Annotated in this window: 15 protein-coding genes; 3 read left to right on the plus strand and 12 right to left on the minus strand. The window is 39.4% G+C overall.

Annotated features, from left to right (window positions below; all coding sequences use genetic code 11):
- Positions 1-242: 242 nt before the first annotated feature.
- The 5 genes from A6749_RS10780 to A6749_RS10795 form a co-directional block, all read right to left on the minus strand.
- Positions 243-764, minus strand: a complete 522-nt coding sequence (locus A6749_RS10780) for a hypothetical protein (protein ID WP_066389279.1) — start codon at positions 762-764, stop codon at positions 243-245.
- Positions 761-3,478, minus strand: a complete 2,718-nt coding sequence (locus A6749_RS10785; RefSeq protein WP_066389280.1) for a DUF3289 family protein — start codon at positions 3,476-3,478, stop codon at positions 761-763. Before A6749_RS10785 ends, A6749_RS10780 begins: the two co-directional genes overlap by 4 nt.
- Before the next feature lie 202 nt (positions 3,479-3,680).
- The gene (locus A6749_RS28090) at positions 3,681-3,914 is read right to left on the minus strand and encodes a hypothetical protein (protein WP_153043023.1); all 234 of its coding nucleotides are present in this window, start codon (positions 3,912-3,914) and stop codon (positions 3,681-3,683) included.
- Between the two features lie 328 nt (positions 3,915-4,242).
- Entirely contained in the window at positions 4,243-5,028 is a 786-nt protein-coding gene (locus A6749_RS10790; protein ID WP_066389281.1) for an SDR family oxidoreductase, read from the minus strand.
- 211 nt (positions 5,029-5,239) lie between these two features.
- Positions 5,240-5,977, minus strand: coding sequence for an SDR family NAD(P)-dependent oxidoreductase (locus A6749_RS10795; RefSeq protein ID WP_066389287.1), 738 nt, complete (start codon positions 5,975-5,977; stop codon positions 5,240-5,242).
- 181 nt (positions 5,978-6,158) lie between these two features.
- Here A6749_RS10795 and A6749_RS10800 point away from each other — a divergent pair, with 181 nt between their 5' ends.
- Positions 6,159-6,773 (plus strand): TetR/AcrR family transcriptional regulator, encoded by a 615-nt coding sequence (locus A6749_RS10800; RefSeq protein WP_066389290.1) that lies wholly within the window; start codon positions 6,159-6,161, stop codon positions 6,771-6,773.
- A gap of 85 nt (positions 6,774-6,858) precedes the next feature.
- Here A6749_RS10800 and A6749_RS10805 read toward each other — a convergent pair whose 3' ends face one another.
- Both A6749_RS10805 and A6749_RS29140 read right to left on the minus strand, forming a co-directional pair.
- Positions 6,859-7,287, minus strand: coding sequence for a DUF4395 domain-containing protein (locus A6749_RS10805; RefSeq protein WP_066389292.1), 429 nt, complete (start codon positions 7,285-7,287; stop codon positions 6,859-6,861).
- Positions 7,288-7,609: 322 nt separating this feature from the next.
- Entirely contained in the window at positions 7,610-7,744 is a 135-nt protein-coding gene (locus tag A6749_RS29140; RefSeq protein ID WP_269085694.1) for a hypothetical protein, read from the minus strand.
- 423 nt (positions 7,745-8,167) lie between these two features.
- Between A6749_RS29140 and A6749_RS10810 the strand changes: the two genes are divergently transcribed.
- A complete protein-coding gene (locus A6749_RS10810; protein ID WP_066389294.1) occupies positions 8,168-8,338 on the plus strand; it encodes an acyltransferase in 171 nt (56 codons plus the stop codon).
- A gap of 180 nt (positions 8,339-8,518) precedes the next feature.
- On the opposite strand, the gene A6749_RS10815 is transcribed toward A6749_RS10810, so the two are convergent.
- The 5 genes from A6749_RS10815 to A6749_RS10835 form a co-directional block, all read right to left on the minus strand.
- Complete coding sequence (locus tag A6749_RS10815; protein ID WP_066389295.1) at positions 8,519-9,889, minus strand: VWA domain-containing protein; 1,371 nt, start codon at positions 9,887-9,889, stop codon at positions 8,519-8,521.
- Positions 9,890-10,381: 492 nt separating this feature from the next.
- Positions 10,382-10,957, minus strand: coding sequence for a dihydrofolate reductase family protein (locus A6749_RS10820; RefSeq protein ID WP_066389296.1), 576 nt, complete (start codon positions 10,955-10,957; stop codon positions 10,382-10,384).
- A 127-nt stretch (positions 10,958-11,084) separates the two neighbouring features.
- Entirely contained in the window at positions 11,085-12,272 is a 1,188-nt protein-coding gene (locus A6749_RS10825) for an amidohydrolase (RefSeq protein WP_066389297.1), read from the minus strand.
- Between the two features lie 42 nt (positions 12,273-12,314).
- Positions 12,315-13,718 carry an MFS transporter gene (locus tag A6749_RS10830; protein WP_066389298.1) on the minus strand — a complete coding sequence of 468 codons (1,404 nt, stop codon included), beginning with the start codon at positions 13,716-13,718 and terminating at the stop codon, positions 12,315-12,317.
- 165 nt (positions 13,719-13,883) lie between these two features.
- Entirely contained in the window at positions 13,884-16,208 is a 2,325-nt protein-coding gene (locus A6749_RS10835) for a helix-turn-helix domain-containing protein (RefSeq protein WP_236719785.1), read from the minus strand.
- A gap of 780 nt (positions 16,209-16,988) precedes the next feature.
- Here A6749_RS10835 and A6749_RS10840 point away from each other — a divergent pair.
- Entirely contained in the window at positions 16,989-17,993 is a 1,005-nt protein-coding gene (locus tag A6749_RS10840; protein ID WP_066389301.1) for a DUF3231 family protein, read from the plus strand.
- Positions 17,994-18,101: the final 108 nt, after the last annotated feature.

Here is an 18,101-nt window from a genome sequence, read left to right on the forward strand (position 1 = left end):
AACTGGATCTCAACCTTTACAAGAGTAACAGATGGACGTTAATAATGCATGAGCCTAATGTACATATTCGTACGAAATCTTAATTTATAAAATATTATCACTGAATGTAAAAATACCCTATCACATAAAAATAAAAACCATTTCCTATACAAAAAAAAGCGCCTTCTACCGAAGTAGAAAGCACTTGATATCATCGCATATTCTCGTGTTATGATACATCCTGTAAAACGCAAACTAGTGTATCAGTCAACAAGCTGATCCTCAATAAAATGCATCTGCTTGATGATCCTTCCTTCCTTACTTTTATCATAAACAGTGTATTCCTTTTGTGGTTCAGCATCTGACCAAATCATATAGGCAATTAGATCATTCTTATGATGTTCCAGACGATCTGTATTCATGTAACTTTCATCAGGCTGCCAGTCTCTTGGCAAATCCTCACTTTCCCTATAAAAGGACAGATCGAAAATCCGGTTTTTGCCTTCTATCCCTTTCATTTCACCTTCAACAGGATGATTCTTACTGTATGTTTCAACTAATTCCTTCAACTCGGTTAGATCTTTTGGTGGATTCAGAATCATATAATGCTTTCTAAGAGTCACCACAGCTTCATCCTTTTTACCAACAATCTCTTCTGTATTGGCTATTTCGAAAATCTTTGTTTCTCCGTTTGATTCCTTATTTTTTGTACATCCCATTAAGCTTAGTGAAATGAAGAGTATACAAATCATTAAAACGATCATTTTTACGTTAATTTTTATCACAAATCTCCCTCAAATGGTACATCTATTTCCATTACCGTCACAAATGGCTTATATTTCCCATTATATTCATCAAAATGCTGTAAGACAAACCAGGAACGGAAGCCTGCTAAGTTTTTATACACCTTCTCCACATCTGGCTGATCCAGCCCAAAATGATCATATAAACGAACACGCATGACGCCTTTAAAGCGATTATTCTCTACTGAGAAATCTTTTACGGACACCGTATTCCCCCAAGTATCATTTACTGTAATGGTCAGTCCGCCTATACGATCATTCCAAGTGCTAAACGTCGGGTAGCTAGCATTTCTCTGGATATAATTATAAAATTCATTTGTACTCTTTGTACTCTGATCAAACTTAAGTGCTGCCAAATTACCTCCATTTTTCTTTAGCTCATCCACTAAGGCCTTTTTGACAAATTCAACATAGGCTTTCGTTGTTTCATGCTCTTTTGCTTCTTTCGTTAAAGTCTGGTTTCTGTACTCTGTACCAGTTCCATCTCTAAAATGATTGATCATATCTAAAATGACATCTTCCATATCTCCCATGGCAAACAAGCTTGTTGACATATCCTCGAACTCATAAAAGAGAATACTTGGGAAAGAAGATTCAAGTAATTGGAGTCTGAACATCCAGCTAAGATCTTTTATTTCATCTTCTGTATAATCATTTGTTTTCATATCATTCGCGACATTTCCATTTTCATCATAGCCTTCTGGCCGATCTGATTGAAAAATGACGGTATCGGAAAAATTAGCGTCCAACGGTCTTGAATCCACATTATCAAGCTTTCCATCTCCGTCACTATCTTTTTTGTCAGGAAAACTCGTTGGAAAGAAACCTTCAAAATGAATCGTAACGCCAAAAATATTTACCGTAAATGATTGAAGAGGACCCATTTCTTCCCCATCGGTTAATCCATCTCCGTCAGTATCTTTCTTGTTAGGATCTGAGTAGATGATACCGTATGGTGTTTTCATTCCTTTGGTTTCATAGATGTCGTATAAGCCATCTCCATCTGAATCTGTTGTATCGATTGCCACTTGGCTGTTCTCTTCACCTGTTCTCTTTGCCAGCGTTTCATTTTCACCATCCGCCCCAGAGTAGTCCATTTCCCTGCTCCAAAACTCCAGCCATTTTTTCTTATCAACCACCAAAAATTCGCCAAAGTGAGTCGTTTCCACACTTATAGTATTCTTACTTGCATCTAATACAGCATCAAGGCCTTCATACATTTCCTTCTCTTCATTGTACCAAATAACACCTAGATCATTTTCCGCTGTGTCTCCTAGCTTCGCTTCATCATACGTAAACGTAATGCTTGCTTTATCAAATTCTGATTTTGTTGTGATGCTTACAGGAGAACCAATAATACCGTGTAAATTAGTTGTTTTCACGTTGTTTGTGCTGGTAATTCTCGTGGTATTATTAATATTACCCTTTGCACTAAACTCAACTTCCACACTCTTAATTTCTGCTTGATCAGGCTGGGTCAATGATTTACGGATCGATTGTTTACGGAGTTTTTGTGAATCCTCGATTCCGTCACCATCGCTGTCTGCAGCATTCGGATTTGTCTTTAAAGCATATTCATCTCCATCACTTAACCCATCGCCATCTGTATCAGCCTTATTAGGTAATGTTTTAAACTGATGTACTTCAAATCCGTCGGTTAATCCATCTTGGTCTGAATCTTTCTTCATTAAATTTGTTTTATACGTTTGCTCGTCTTTATTACTTAGGCCGTCTTCATCGCTATCTTCATCTGCATCACTTATGCCATTACCATCTGTATCATATTTTGTCGGGGAAATAACCGATTTAACCTCATATTCAATATTGTCCTTTAATCCATCACCATCTGTATCCTTTTTAAAGGGATTCATCCCCTCAAAGAATTCCTTTCCATCCGGTATCGTGTCACCATCCGAGTCAGCGGTAGATTCAAAGAATTCCTTGTTAAATGTGTAGCCTGCTTTTTCAAGTCCGAATGACACTTGTTTATAGGCATTTTGATAGGATTTTGAGGCAGGGATAGCTAGATCCTTTTCTAGGAACTCATTCCCTTTTTCAGTCATTTTCACAGCATTATTCAAATGAGCTTTTATTCTATTTCCTTTGTCATCTGATTGATCGGCGATATCCTTTAAGATGCCGATCGCATTTTTATTGACAATTTTATCCGATAAGTAAACATTAAAGAGGATATCTGCAAGTAATACTTCAGTTGGTGCATCAAAATCGTTTTTGTTTATATACCCCCATAGATATATGGTCAACTTATGTTTGATATCCAAGAGCCGATCACTTTTTAGAATTACCCCTTTTAGATACTCCTCTTGAACCGCTTGTTCGTATTGGTTAATCAATTGTTCAAAACTATCAAGGTCATTTAACCCTTTTTGCTTAACGGTTTTATCGAATTCCCCTTCTAGTGCTTTTGAATCAAATTTAGCATTCGTCTCTTTTATGACTTTTGCAAAACGCTTTAATTCATTTATCGCAACCTTATCATACATTTTTCCATATCTAGTATCTTCATAGAATTCATATTCACTTAACCACTGTTTTACATTTTCCTCACTAGAATTCTTATTTTTTCCTTGATTACCATTGTTATTTCCCTTGGCAGCTGCAGCTTGCCCAGATGCGCCGAAAACCATTGTAAAGATCAATAAAAAGCTCAACATACTTTTTACTTTATTTTTCATTATGGAATTCTCCTCTAAAAATATTCTTTTAACCTATAAAAATATAACTAATAGAGAAAAGTGGCATGCCTACACTCTGGCAGATTTTCATAACGCATTTTATGTGGTTTCATGGTAGAAGCATTTGCTATCGTGGTTCCCCCAGAGAAATATTGTCAAACCCCTTGAGATCACGTCATGAAATCAACTCCCTCTATACATATTAATATTTCAACGGTTTTACCCATTGATGATGGTAACGACGGACGAGTGCGGCGAATTCATACGGAATCTTACGTCCCTCTGCTACGTCGCTGGAGTTAGCAACGACTTCAATGGGACGCACTGTTTGCGGTCTTTGAGGAGATTTGAGCCTTGGTGATAAAAGAGATAAAACTTCATCGGGTTGTTTCTGGAGAAGATTATTCGGAAATGAGATACATTCAAGTTCAGCCATAGTCATTTTTCTGGGTGTTGGAAACAATTTCCATCACTAATCATGAACCAATTTTTAGTTTAAATTATTTATTCAGTAATTTTAAGGGGATAATTCCCTATATTTGGATACTTTTATATAGTCCTTCCGTTCCGTGGTCTCTGATGATGAAGGCTGCTTAAGGCAAGAATATCGGAAGCTTGTGTGCAAAAAAAGAAGACACCTCTTTGGAGAAAAAATAAGGTGTCTTCTTTTCTAATATTTTTTTAACGACTAGTGTTACCAGCATCAACGTGTATAGTTGTATAGGTGTATCAATTGCTTTTGGTGCTAGCTTTCACAACACTTCTTAATATTTATAGGATTGTCCGCCATCGATTGGAATAACGGTCGCGTTGATGAAGTCAGCTTGATCGGATAACAGGAATGCTACTAAATATCCTACTTCTTCTGGTTTACCGAAACGTTTCATTGGGTTTGGCTCAACAAATTGTTTTCCTACTTCTTCCCAGTTGTCTGGATCCATTTGCTTTAATGAACCTTCAACCATTGGTGTCATGATTGCACCTGGTGCAATGGCTTTAATACTGATTCCGTATTGACCGTATTCAATTCCAGAGTTTCTTGTTAATCCGACCACGCCGTGTTTACTAGCTGCATAACCAGATTGGTTTCCTACCCCACGAATACCACCAACAGAAGCAGTATTAACAATAGAGCCAAAACCTTGTTCTCTCATGACTTTCAATACGTGTTTCAAACCATAAAACACACCATTTAAGTTAACACTCACTACTTTTTGGAATTCATCAATACCGAAATCCTCTGTTAGATTTTGTTTTCCTTCAATCCCTGCGTTGTTGAAGAAACCATCGATTTTCCCAAATTTCTCAACTGTTCCATTTACATAGTTTTCAACAGCCTTTTCATCTGCTACATTCGCAGTGATCAGCAACACTTCTGCGTTTGGTGCAGCCTCTAACACTTTTCTTTTTGTTTCTTCTAATGAAGCAGCATTTAAATCAACAAGTGAAAGCTTTGCTCCTTCTTTTGCTACTTGTAAGGCAGACGCTTGACCTAAACCAGATCCTGCACCTGTAATTAATACCACTTTCCCATTAAAACGATTGCTCATTGTATATTTCCTCCTTTATTATTGAAACAATAAATAACTTGCTATCTTAGATATCCCTATTTTACCTCAGTTTAAAGTATCTCGAATTAAGGATTTATGATAGTATAAATCATCTCTTCCAAGTCAGTCTTAGATAATACAGGTTTTTCTCACAAAGCTAGGAATTACAAAGAACCATTCACTTTTTCAAACTTGAAGCAAAAGATTCGTCTTATTGCGCCGTATACCCACCATCAACCGTTAAACTATTACCAGTCATGAATGAAGAATCGTCAGAAGCCATGAATAAGACTGCTTTTGCCATTTCTTCTGCTTTACCAAGACGTTTTAACGGTGTGACTGCTGCTAAAGCTTGCTTGCTTTCTTCCGGAATAATTGGTGTATCAATAAAACCTGGGCATAATGCGTTAATACGAATATTTTGTTCTGCATATTCGAGAGCAAGTGAACGAGTTAAGTTAATCACGCCGCCTTTTGCTGCGTTATAGGCTGCTGAACCTGGTGACCCAACCCAACCGTACATAGATGCCGTATTAACAATCGTACCGCCTCCTGTTTTTAACATTTCACGGATGGCTTCACGTGCTACTAAGAAAACACCGTCTAAGTCAACATTTACGGTTTTACGCCATTCAGAGTACTCTAAATCGTGTGAAGGTTGAACACGACCGATACCAGCATTGTTGAAAACAACATCCACTTTGCCGAACGCTTCAACGGTTTGTTTAAAGATATTTGCGACTTCTTCTTCACTCGTAATATTTGCTTTTATAAAAAGAGCTTCTGCATTAAGCGTTTTCAACTCTGCCTCAAAAGCTTTCCCTTTTTCCTCATTTAAATCAACGAGAACCACTTTGGCTCCTTCAGAAACGAATAAACGTGCTGTTGCTGCCCCAATGCCAGATGCTCCACCGGTAATCACAGCTACTTTGTCTTGTAATTTACCCATTCTAGATATTCCTCCTTACCACATTTTAGATAAAGATAATAGTCAGATTTAAAATCTGTGCTATTTTGTTCACAATTCAATTGTACTATTTTGTTCACATTTAACAATCATTAAGATATCATTAAGTGTCTACTACTTAGACACTTATGATAAATCTGTCTATTTTAAGGGAGGTTTTTTCATGAATAAAGAACAAAATACGAGATCTACACGACAAAATCGTACAAAAGAACATTTAAAGCAAGCATTGATTGAGCTAATAAAAGAGAAGGGTTACCATTCCGTTACAGTAAAAGACATTGTCGATTATGCCGCTTATAATCGCAGTACCTTTTATATCCATTACCTTGATAAAGTTGAATTAGCTGAAGATCTACTTGTTTCCATGCTTCAAGGGTTAGAGGCTTCAGTAGGCAAACCATATGTACCAGGTCATATAGTTTATACAGCCACGCTAAATGCACCATCTTTTAATATCGTTTCTTATATCTATAAAAACCGGAATTTTTTTGAACTGATTAACTACGACGACACGTTACCAGGATTACACACACGGTTTCCTGAAACCATCTTAAAAATCTATAAGGAACAATTTATTTTCGAAACAATCAACAATATCCCAGTCAATATGGATTATTTTAAACGTTATACAGCCTATGGCTTTTACGGACTCCTGCAGAATTGGATCCAAAATGGCTTCAAAGAAACCCAAGAGAAGTTTATACAAGAGGTCATTGATCTAGCGAAAACACATATTTACTCACTTAAGTATATTGGAACTGACTTCTCCCAATAGATTTGCCGCTTCAGCACGAAGAATTTTAAACAAAAAAATACAGCTTATAACCCCATTTCTGAAAAATGAGGTGATACGCTGTTTATTATTTATCTAGAGATCTTCTATATTGATATTGTTGCCATTGATACCTTATAAAGCAGCCGACGCAAAATCCTAAGATGGCAATAAATGCTGCTGCCGCAACCATAATAGTGAAAACATACCCTACTATGGTCCAATTCATTAGAAAGCTTATGAATCCTCCTGCGAGACAAATGACGGCAATCGTTTGATTGAATTGCTGCTGTTCCCAATCCTCAGCAATATATTGTGATGGGTGCTTCCTTAAAAATAGCTTCGCTAAACGCATGATAGGATTAAATCCGAAAAATAAGCCCATTAAACCCGCCAATAGGGGGATTAAAAGGATCCATTCCTGCTTAGTAATCCAGGTTAACAATACAGACAAAACAATAAACCACTGATTTGTTCGAACAAGGGGACGAGGAACAGAACGTAATTGATTTTCCACCAAATCCAACCTTTCTTATTTGTTTTATGAGATTTATTCTTATTTTACTCGGTTTTTTTTATAATGTGAAGAAAACAAGTTTGGGTATTATTATCCAATTGCTGTTACTTTTTACTATGAAGGACATTTCTCTTCGGCTTTTCATCCAAAATGGTCTTCATCAACCTTATGAAGACCAGTTCTCTTCGGCTTTTCATCCAAAATGGTCTTCATCAACCTTATGAAGACCAGTTCTCTTCGGCTTTTCTTTCAAAATGGTCTTCATCAACCTTATGAAGACCAGTTCCCTTCGGCTTTTCATCCAAAATGGTCTTCATCACACTTATGAAGACCATTTCTCTTCGGCTTTTCGTTCAAAATGGTCTTCATCACACTTATGAAGACCATTTCTCTTCGGCTTTTCATCCAAAATGGTCTTCATCACACTTATGAAGACCATTTCTCTTCGGCTTTTCATCCAAAATGGTCTTCATCACCTTTATGAAGACCATTTCCCTTCGGCTTTTCGTTCAAAATGGTCTTCATCACACTTATGAAGACCATTTCTCTTTGGCTTTTCATCCAAAATGGTCTTCAACAACCTTATGAAGACCATTTCTCTTTGGCTTTTCATCCAAAATGGTCTTCATCACCCTTATGAAGGACATTTCTCTTTGGCTTTCCATCCAAAATAGTCTTCATCACCTTTAACACCATTCCTCACGACATAAAAATAGTATTCTTATTTTCTTTACCGAACCGTTTTTTAAATGTTTCAATCCTGGAATCATCTATACTTCTGCATTTGTCGAAAACAAATTGTTGTTCGCCAACACGATTCAACCAATTTCCCGCCAAGTTTTTGCTAGATTAAAGCTAGCTCTATTCAGGAGGGATTACTATGTATTTTGAATACTTACTAGACGCGCTGCTTGGCCCGAGGGAAATCCTGCACTCGATGGAATGCTCGGTTTGCGGCCTCGAAGAAACCTATTACCGCGATCCCGTATCTAGAAGACAGCTCGGACGCGCCTGCTATGGCTGCAATTTTGTTCAGAAGTTTGATTTTTAAAACGTAATTTAGTTGAATATTTGATCCAAGATGAAAGCGAATCCAAGTCATTGGGTTCGCCTTTCTTGTGTTGGGGACGGAGCTGCTGTTTTATTGGCGGATCATTTTTTGGTATTAAAAAAACTTCAAGCTAGCAGCTATAATTTTCTGCTAGCCTGAAGCCTGTGGAAGGTTCGGATCTTAATTCTTATATTTTTCCTTCATTTCTTCTTCTTTTTCCTTAATGGATTTTTTCAAATTTTCCCCTTCCGTTTTTAGTGTATCTCTCAATTCTTCATAATGGTCTTCCGCATAATCCTTTAAAATGTTGTATCGCTGGTCTATCAGGCTATCGACTTCTTGACGAACCTCACTGTCGTATTGCTCTTTTTGCTGCAGGTAATAGGCTGCTTCTTGGAGTCTGGTTTTTTCATCATAAATGAGATTAGTAAAATCAGCTTTTACATCATATAACTCATTTGATTTCTTGTTTTGTTCATCCCATACTTTATTCCAATTCTTATTGCCCCAATCCCACCATTCATTCCAAAGGCGTCTTCTTTCATCTTCCCATAATTGCTTAAAGTCCTGCGCTGTTTTCACGGTTTTAAATTTTCCGCCGCCTGCCTCTGCAACCTGGATTAATTGCTTTTGGCCATTGCTGTCTACATCGAAGCCGATAATATTCACAACCGCTTCAATATTTGAATCATGAAGCTCCTTTGCTGCTTTGACCGGATCGCCGTTACAGGTTTCGACCCCATCACTCACCACATAAATAATATTTTGCCCCGGCTTATTTGCTTTTTCAAAATCAGCCTTTGTTTCCGTAATGGCCTTTGCAATTGGTGTCCAGCCAGTAGGCTTAAACTTTCCTAATGCAGATTTAAAATCTGATTCATTGTAAGGCTTTAAATCATACACCACTTCTGTACTGCCGCAAGAAAGCTTTTTATCGCTGTCGCTATTACTTCCTTTATGTCCATAAACCCTTAACGACACATTGGACCCTTCCGGCATAGAAGCCATAAACTGATCAATGGCCTCTTTCGCTAGTTCCATCTTTGTTTTGCCGCCAATTTTTTGCGCCATACTTCCACTGGCATCTAACAAAATGGCAATATTGGCACTTAGTCCTAAATCCCCGTTATCATCCAGATTCATACCCCCGGGCATTTGACTGATGACCGTTTCGATACTTGGGTTAAACGCTTCATAATAGTCGTAGAAAGAACGATAATTCTCTCCTTCTCGTATTAACTTTAGCAAGGCATCGTAGATTTGAAAGCTGTCTTTGTCCTGAAACGAACTTTTATCTAATGACCTGTGAACAATCGCTTTATTATAGGCATTGCCTGAATATGTACCGGCCTTCTCCTTCAAAATCTCTTCTACGCTTGTGGCAATTTGTATTTCATCTTCTTGTTCCTCAACCGCCGCTGCTGTTTCCTCTTTTGGCTTCTCACTTTTACCCTTGTCGCCTGCTGTCTTTTCTTTGCTGCCGCAAGCAGTTAAGGCCAATAGCAGCATGAAAGCTAAAAACGTGAATAGAAATAATTTTTTCTTCTCCATTGTTTTCCCCTACACCCCTATAGTTAAATTGTTCTGCCCATTTGGGACTACAGTTTTACACATAAGTAATATTATGCAAATTTTTCCACATAATTGGAATAGGACTAAAGAGCCAATACTGTGACATTGTTTTTGGGTTGTGTCGAAACTCTAATTTTTAGGTAAAAAAATAATTTATGGTGATGGTTTTGGATAATTGAACTTGTTCATTTTCCGAGGGTGGAGTTTTGGCTGCTTTCCAGGGGATTTTGGCTACTTTTTTATATGTTTTGGCTATTTTTCTTGGGGTTTTGTCTATTTTTTCACCGGCTTTGGCTGTTTAGACATTTTCTGTAAAATTAACACTTTTATTATTGGTCAATAGCTCTAATTTTTAGATAAGGCTATGTTAAATTCTAATGTTGATTTGTGGCCATAAGAAAACCGCCTTTGTGAAAAGGCGGTTAATTGAGCTATCGTCTCCCGTTAGCGTAATCACTTTAAGTGACAAGGTCATCTTACCTTCTGGTAAACGAGACCTATGGCTCCAGAATCAAAGGTCTTGTTTTCGATTAGCTTAAGATTGATCTTTTCCTTGAGACCTTTGAATAACGGCAATCCCTTACCAATCAGGACGGGAGAAACCGTAATTTTATACTCATCAATTAAATCAAGCTGCATAAGGTGGTGTGCTAACCTAGGACTGCCGAGGATGACCATATCCTTGCCTGGCTGCTGTTTGAGGTTATTGATCTCTTCCTCGACATCTTCTTTCACGAGTCTGGAATTATTCCATTCGACTTTCTCCAGAGTCGTGGAAAAAACGACTTTGGCTGTCTTCTCGATCCACTCGGCATGATTCCGTTCATGCTGCGAAGCTGATGGGTTCGAAGGCACAGATGGCCAGTAACTGTGCATCATCTGATAAGTCCCACGTCCCCAAATGACAGTGTCGGCAGTACTCAGAATTTCTTTCGCGTGTTTCTCCAAATCAGCATCGTAGGAAACCCAGCCAATGTCCATTTCACCATTCGGCCCTTCTACAAAACCGTCAAGCGATGCGTGCAGAAATAGAACGAGTTTTCTCATTTTCAGTTCTCCTTTGTTCATGAAGGATATCTACATTATACATTAACTACATTTTAGCATAATTCAACTTGGGTTGTTTCTTATGGATTGCTAATCCCAAACCTGCCCGTGAGCTGATGCAGAATAATTAATCCATATTGTAATATCCACACACCACTTGGCCGACTGCTTTTGCGGCTACTAAAAGGGCATCCTCATCGATATCGAATTTTGGATGGTGGTTGAAGTATGGTTTTTCGACCCCTTTTGGTGTGCAGCAAATGTAGAAATAGCACGCTGGGAATTTTTTTGCATAGTGGGCAAAGTCTTCGGATGGAGACATTTTTGGAAATTCCTTTACCTCTGTAATGTCTTGATCCTTCGCCTTTTGTAAAAATCCAGCTACCTTCTCTGTCAATTCCGGATTGTTAAATAAAGCTGGATAATCCGGTGTATACGTCAGCTCACATGTTACATTAAATTCCTGTTCAATGCCCTTGGCGATACGGCGAATTTCTTGTTCAATTAATTCACGCGATTCGTCGGTCATGGCACGAACATCGCCTTCTAGTTCCACGCTGTCTTTAATCACATTGAACGTACCCTTTCCATCGAACGAACCAATCGTAATAACCCCCATATCAAATGGGTTTAAGCGGCGGCTGACGACCGTTTGAACAGCTGTGACAAAATGGGCACCCGCTACGATGGCATCATTCGCTAAGTGCGGCGAAGAACCATGTCCGCCTACACCTTGAACCTTTAACTTAAAGTAGGCACGTCCTGGAAATACGTAGCCGCTGTTATAGCCGACAACTCCCGCTGGTCCTAACGGCAGTAAATGAATTCCGAAAATATTATCTAAATCATCCAGTAATCCCGATTGGAGCATCCCGATGGCACCACCAGGAGGTACCTCTTCCGCTGGCTGATGAATAATTTTAATTTTTCCAGGAATTTCATCTTTGAGTTGAATCAAACAGTCGGCAAGAACCATAAGGTATGCGGTATGTCCGTCATGACCGCAAGCATGCATGACACCTGGGTTTTTCGATTTGAATGGGACGTCTGTTTCTTCAACAATCGGAAGTGCATCGAAATCCGCCCGTAACCCAATGGTTTTCCCAGGCTTACCGCCTGTGATGGTCACGATCAGGCCATGCCCGCCACCTACATTGGTATGCACTTCGACATCTTTGCCATTATAAAACTCTTCAATATATTTGCTTGTGTTTTCCTCTTGAAAGGATAATTCAGGGTTTTCATGAAGATATCGACGAATTTGAATCATTTCTTCTTTACGTTCTTCTAGCATTTGCATTAATTTCTCTTTCATATCGATTCCCTCCATTTACTGATTTCACTTTTTTGATGGTGATTAACTAGCTTTTTGGCTGAGTACTTCCTGATGCTCTTTTCCAGCATTTTTTGGAACCATGACGATGATGGAAAGGAGTGCCACTATTCCGAAGACCACGTTGACGATAATCCCGGCTGTTGCGGCCACTTCGACACTGCTAACAGCTGTGATCGCACCATAAACGGCTGCTGAAATCGCCACACCAAATGCTCCGCCAAGTGAACTTGCCATCTTATACACCCCTGCAGCTGCCCCGACCTTATCTGAAGGAGCATTCGATACAGACGTATCTGTCGATGGAGTGGCATAGATGCCAAGTCCTAAACCGAATAAAGCAAATCCAATGAACACAACAACGGTATAAGCAATGCCCGGTAAGAAGGTGAGACCCATAAGCGCTACACCAATCGTCGTGATGATCGTTCCCCAGATCATCGGCGATTTAGCTCCTGCTTTTTGAAGAATTTTTTCGCCAACACGAATCATCGCTAAAACCGCAACCAGGTAACCAAGTGAAAGCATCCCTGATTGGAAAGCCGTAAATCCACGGCCTACCTGAACATACGTATTGGCCACAACTAATGTTCCTGCAACGGCATTTAATAAAAAGTTAGAATACGTTGCACCGGCATATGGTTTATTTTTAAATAAAGAGAAGTCGATTAAAGCAATCGCATTGTTTTTTTCCACTTTAACGAATACAATAACACCGATTATGGATGCCGCCAAACAAACGAGCGTAAGAGTGCTTGTCCAGCCCCAATCCGCCCCGCGCGTAATGAACAGGTTCAAAGCAAGCATAGTGATAATCAAAATAACTAAGCCAGTGACGTCAAATTTAAACGCACCTTTTGATTCTGCTTTACTTTCGGGAGTATCTTTAATAAGCAGCATCCCAAGAAGGGCGAAGATAATAGAGAAAATGAAAATCCATCTCCAGCCCATATAGGTGGCAATCGCACCACCAGCGAATGAACACACGCCTGACCCGCCCCAAGATCCAATCGACCAGAAGCTTAGTGCGCGTTGACGTTCCGCTCCCTCAAAATACTCCTTCATTAAGGCAATGGTTGCCGGCATAATACATGCCGCTGAAATCCCTTGAATAATCCGGCCGATAATGAGAAGCAGTGCCCCCTGGGTAATGACAAGGAGAAAGGAGCCAATAATGCTCAATATTAAACCAATATAGGTGATTTTCTTTCGTCCAATTTTATCAGCTAAACCCCCGGCACCTACGATAAACATGCCTGAGAATAATGAAGATAAACTAATTGCAATATTTAATGTTCCAAGTGAAATACCTAAATCAGATTGTACTGCCGGCACCACGTTCACCATGGCTTGAGCAAACAACCAAAAGGTAATAACGCCGAACACGATCCCGGTAATCAATTTATTTGTCCCTTTATATGTTTCCATATCGTTACCTCCTAGAATCTTTCTTTCATAACACCGGCGCTTAAGCATCTTTATTATAAAAAATAACCCCTTAAAAAAGGAGTCATTTTTTATCCGATATAGGTCATTTGGCAGGTGTATTTCTATACCTGCGAATTATCTAAGCAAAAATGAACGGTCAATTTTTTACACAACGACTTTTCTTAGTTCAAAAAAGTGAACAGCATTAATGGATAAGTACGAATAAAACGACCATTCCCCATCAATCCTTTCATCAAATACCTCTAATGACGGCTGACTCGAATGGGTAATATAGTCAATAATCTCAGCATCCATTCCAAATTTACTGTTATTCTCCCGCCAGCCCTTATACAAGGCACCATGGTCCTTATCAAATACATATTTACGGATTTGATATTCTCCACTTGGAATCCCTTTGATTGTCACACGGACTTCCTTCATTAATTTTTGCGAAAACGTTTCTTCGATAGAAAAATAGGGATTCACAATCTTGTTGTTCATTAACACAATCTGATAGCCTGTTTCATTTTCCGTCATCACATGGTCCTCACCCTTTGAGATGACGTTTCCTTGCAGCCTGCTGAAAAAGGACATCGCATAATAGGCCGGCCGCTTCCCTTTAAAATAATGAAACAGCTCCATTCCTTCCAGCGGAATATTCCTTCCCCCAACCATTCTTTCATGTACCTCGGTATTAATCCAGAAACCAAGTGATTCCACATCTTCTGCAATGGTCAACGCATCATTCAAAATGAGCGCGCCTCTGAAAAAAATCCCATTTGTATAACGCGTATTCCCCGAAAAGGAACTCCACGTAATCAAATGGAGCGGTTTTTCGATTGCATGACTTTTTAAATAGTGCTTTAATTTCTCCGTTTTTTTCCTAATAAAATCTTTTGCTGCTAGATACTGATCATCGATGATGTCTTTAAAATCGACCATTTCATTTGAGCTCGCCTGAAATGCGATAAAATCTATTTGCTCTTTCTGGAGCAGGATCCATTTATGTTGGTCATCTGTTGTTCCTGTTTGAAAGGAAAATGGGAATAGCACGCCAACTTGAATAGAAGGAACCATTGTTTTCAATAGCTTGTACAATGTTCCATAGAAACGTTGTACGTGTTCGCTATCCTCATCATTTGCGGAATACATAAAACACCAGGAGCTCACATACTTCTCCCCAAACACCTGCAGACAATGCCTTAAAAAATGCTGCAGTTTTTGAAGAAACACCTGTTCATCTGAGGCTATTTCTTTGTAAGCTATGTGCGTAAATAGTGATAAATCATTTGTTTTCATAAACTCGATGACTTCATCCGAATTATAGTAGGGTGATGTTGTCGGGATCAATTCATCTGTTTCCACTGCCGTTGGGATCGTTCTCCCGCTTAATAACTGATGAATCCCGATATACTTGATGTTCAGCGCTTTTTTGGCTAATAAAATCTGCGTACGAACGTTTATTTTTTGCAGTTCTCGGAGTTCACCGATCGTTAATATTTTGAATGGATGGTTCAACTTTTTCCTGCTTGAAGAAGTTACGTCCAACTTTAATTCCTCGAAGTGAGTTTCTGTATTACTAAAGGTTGCTGAATCATCCCCATCTGATAGATAAACACCTAATTTCATGATGATTTCAGGGGATTCCAGCAATGTTTCTGAGCCGTCCAATTGATAATTTTTCACGACATCCACTTGTTCCTGCGCGTTCTTTTCTCTAAAAGAATGTGGTGTCTCGCCGTATACCTCTTTAAATAAATTGGTAAACGATTTGGTATTAGGAAAGCCATTTTTCATGGAAATAAAGGTGATGGAATCCTTGGTATACAGTAAATCTTTCACGCTGTGTTCTAGTCGAAGAGTCATTAAAAAACGGCTGAACCCAATCCCTGCCTGCTGTTTAAAATACCGCGAGAAATAACTAGGAGACAAATAAAAATGGGCAGCAACATCCTCTAAGGTAATCGGTTCGTCAAAATGCTGCTTGATATAGGAAATCATTTCTTTTAAGCGCTGATCGTTGACATCCAATTCATCCACATGACTTCGTTCTCCCTTAAATCGTAGAATAAGTGTCAGCAAAATTTTGCAGATTAAAATATGCACCTCAAGCTGACCGCCCTTTTCATGCCTGGAATAGGTGATCAGCAGCTCAGCAAGAGATTTACGCAGCTGTGCCATAATATTTTCTTTACCTCGATCAATTTGCTGCGAAAATAAATGAAAATGATATTGGCGATACTCCTCATCATATTTGGAGATAAATGTATCTGGGATCCTCAATGTTAAAACGGTGTTATTCTTTACCGCACGTACTTGATATAATTGATTTCGGTTGATCACCAGCAGGTCATTTTCCCTCAGATGATAAATGCCGCTATCCATTTCCACTACTATTTCCCCATCAAGAACAAGAAGAATTTCAATCCCCGGGTAGATTCTTGATGATAAAAATTCAATGTTTTGTAAGGTCAATTGATAGTCTTCCACGTTATCCAATGCAGCAGCCTCTCTTCTGGTTTGATTGATTGAATGATCGTTTGGTCCCGGCTTCCCGATTCGTTACTTCATATAATAAAGGAAGTGCTTTGCAAAGTGCAAAAGCAGGCTGGGAGCTGGGGGATGTTGAAGTGTTTTTTGTTAGGCGATTATTAAACTGGGAACCGGTTCATTCACATTGAAAACCTTTTATGTGCACTTGCCTGGTTTTTTCTTCTGGTTTCGTGTTCATTGAAGCCCTCTATGTGCACCTTCATCGTTTTTTTCATTGGTTTCGTGTTCATTGAAATCCTCTATGTGCACTTTCCTCGCCTTTTTCATCGGTTTCGTGTTCATTGAAGACCTCTATGTGCACTTTCCTCGCTTTTTTCATTGGTTTCGTGTTCATTGAAGACCTCTATGTGCACTTGCCTCCCTTTTTTCATTGGTTTCGTGTTCATTGAAGACCTCTATGTGCACTTTCCTCGTTTTTTTTCATTGGTTTCGTGTTCATTGAAGACCTCTATGTGCACTTTCCTCGCTTTTTTCATCGGTTTCGTGTTCATTGAAGCTCTCTATGTGCACTTGCCTCGCTTTTTTTATCGGTTTCGTGTTCATTAAAGACCTCTATGTGCACTTTCAAACGTTTTCTCATTGGTTTCGTGTTCATTGAAGCACAGCCCGGCCATTACCTCGATAAGCCAGGAGAACCGTCCCGATGCCTTACTCATATCCCAAGCGAAATTGGGAATATTATTAGGAGTAGATTCAGCGTTATTGGAGGATTGTGATATGGATGATAAGACGAGGATTCGTTTGACTGCAGCGGAGATGTCTGGGTTGTGGTCGCAGTATATTAATGATACCTTGGCTACTTGTGTGAGTAGTTATTATTTGGAGAAGGTGGAGGATGAGGAAGTTCGGCCAATTGTGGAGTGGTCGTTAAGGACAGCCAAAGAGAATCTTGCCATTATGCAGGAGCTTTTTCAAAAAGAAGGTTTTCCTATTCCTCATGGATTTACGGAACAGGATGTCGATCCCCAGGCTCCGAAACTGTTCTCGGATACCTTTGTTTTAAGGTATTTTCGGCACATGTCGATTCTTGCCCTTGCATCGAATAGTGCAGCACTAGGGTTGGCAGCACGGCAGGATGTAGTGGCTTTTCACAAACGGGTCGTTGATAAAGCGATTGACTTGCAGGACCTGACACGGAATTTAATGTTGAAACAAGGTACCTATATTAGACCCCCTTATATCTCAGTCCCGGACAAAGTCGATTTTGTTGAAAAGCAAAGTTTTTTAACCGGATTCTTTGGAAAAAAGAGGTCGTTTACCTCCATTGAAATCACTCATTTATTTTTAAACGTTCATGCTAACGCGATCGGAAAGGACTTGATTACAGGATTTGCCCAAACAGCACAAGACAAGGAAGTCAAACAATTTTTGTTGCGGGGGATGCAGCTTTCGCAAAAGTTTGTCGATATCTTTAGCCGAATTTTAATCAATGAAGACCTGCCTGCGCCAATGAACTGGGACTCGGCGGTTACCGATTCTACCACGCCCGTATTTTCGGATAAATTAATTATGTTTCACGTTTCCGCCATGATTGCGGCTGGCATTGGCAACTTCGGTGTATCAATGGCCGCCAGCATACGAAGGGACCTCGCCACAAGATATGCCACTCTAATCCCAGAAATCGCCCGATACGCCGAAGACGCCGCCAACCTCATGATCAAACACGGCTGGCTGGAGGAACCCCCGCAGGCCGACGATCGGGATAAGCTGATAAAGGGATAACCTGATGCATGGGAACCGTTCTCTTGCCTCATTGGATTCTCTTCTAATTGGAGCTCCGATTTTTGGTTAGTAGATTTCTTCAAATTGACCCAATCACCGGAGCTCCTC

It is taken from the genome of Neobacillus mesonae, assembly GCF_001636315.1.
Lineage (GTDB): Bacteria > Bacillota > Bacilli > Bacillales > Cytobacillaceae > Neobacillus > Neobacillus mesonae.

Coding starts and splice junctions, on each gene's coding strand:
- A6749_RS10820 (WP_066389296.1), bottom strand. CDS start 10,957: ATGAGAAAACTCGTTCTATTTCTGCACGCATCGCTTGACGGTTTTGTA.
- A6749_RS10830 (WP_066389298.1), bottom strand. CDS start 13,718: ATGGAAACATATAAAGGGACAAATAAATTGATTACCGGGATCGTGTTC.
- A6749_RS10815 (WP_066389295.1), bottom strand. CDS start 9,889: ATGGAGAAGAAAAAATTATTTCTATTCACGTTTTTAGCTTTCATGCTG.
- A6749_RS10785 (WP_066389280.1), bottom strand. CDS start 3,478: ATGAAAAATAAAGTAAAAAGTATGTTGAGCTTTTTATTGATCTTTACA.
- A6749_RS28090 (WP_153043023.1), bottom strand. CDS start 3,914: ATGGCTGAACTTGAATGTATCTCATTTCCGAATAATCTTCTCCAGAAA.
- A6749_RS10790 (WP_066389281.1), bottom strand. CDS start 5,028: ATGAGCAATCGTTTTAATGGGAAAGTGGTATTAATTACAGGTGCAGGA.
- A6749_RS10810 (WP_066389294.1), top strand. CDS start 8,168: ATGTATTTTGAATACTTACTAGACGCGCTGCTTGGCCCGAGGGAAATC.
- A6749_RS10825 (WP_066389297.1), bottom strand. CDS start 12,272: ATGAAAGAGAAATTAATGCAAATGCTAGAAGAACGTAAAGAAGAAATG.
- A6749_RS29140 (WP_269085694.1), bottom strand. CDS start 7,744: ATGAAAAGCCGAAGAGAAATGGTCTTCATAAGTGTGATGAAGACCATT.
- A6749_RS10795 (WP_066389287.1), bottom strand. CDS start 5,977: ATGGGTAAATTACAAGACAAAGTAGCTGTGATTACCGGTGGAGCATCT.
- A6749_RS10800 (WP_066389290.1), top strand. CDS start 6,159: ATGAATAAAGAACAAAATACGAGATCTACACGACAAAATCGTACAAAA.
- A6749_RS10840 (WP_066389301.1), top strand. CDS start 16,989: ATGGATGATAAGACGAGGATTCGTTTGACTGCAGCGGAGATGTCTGGG.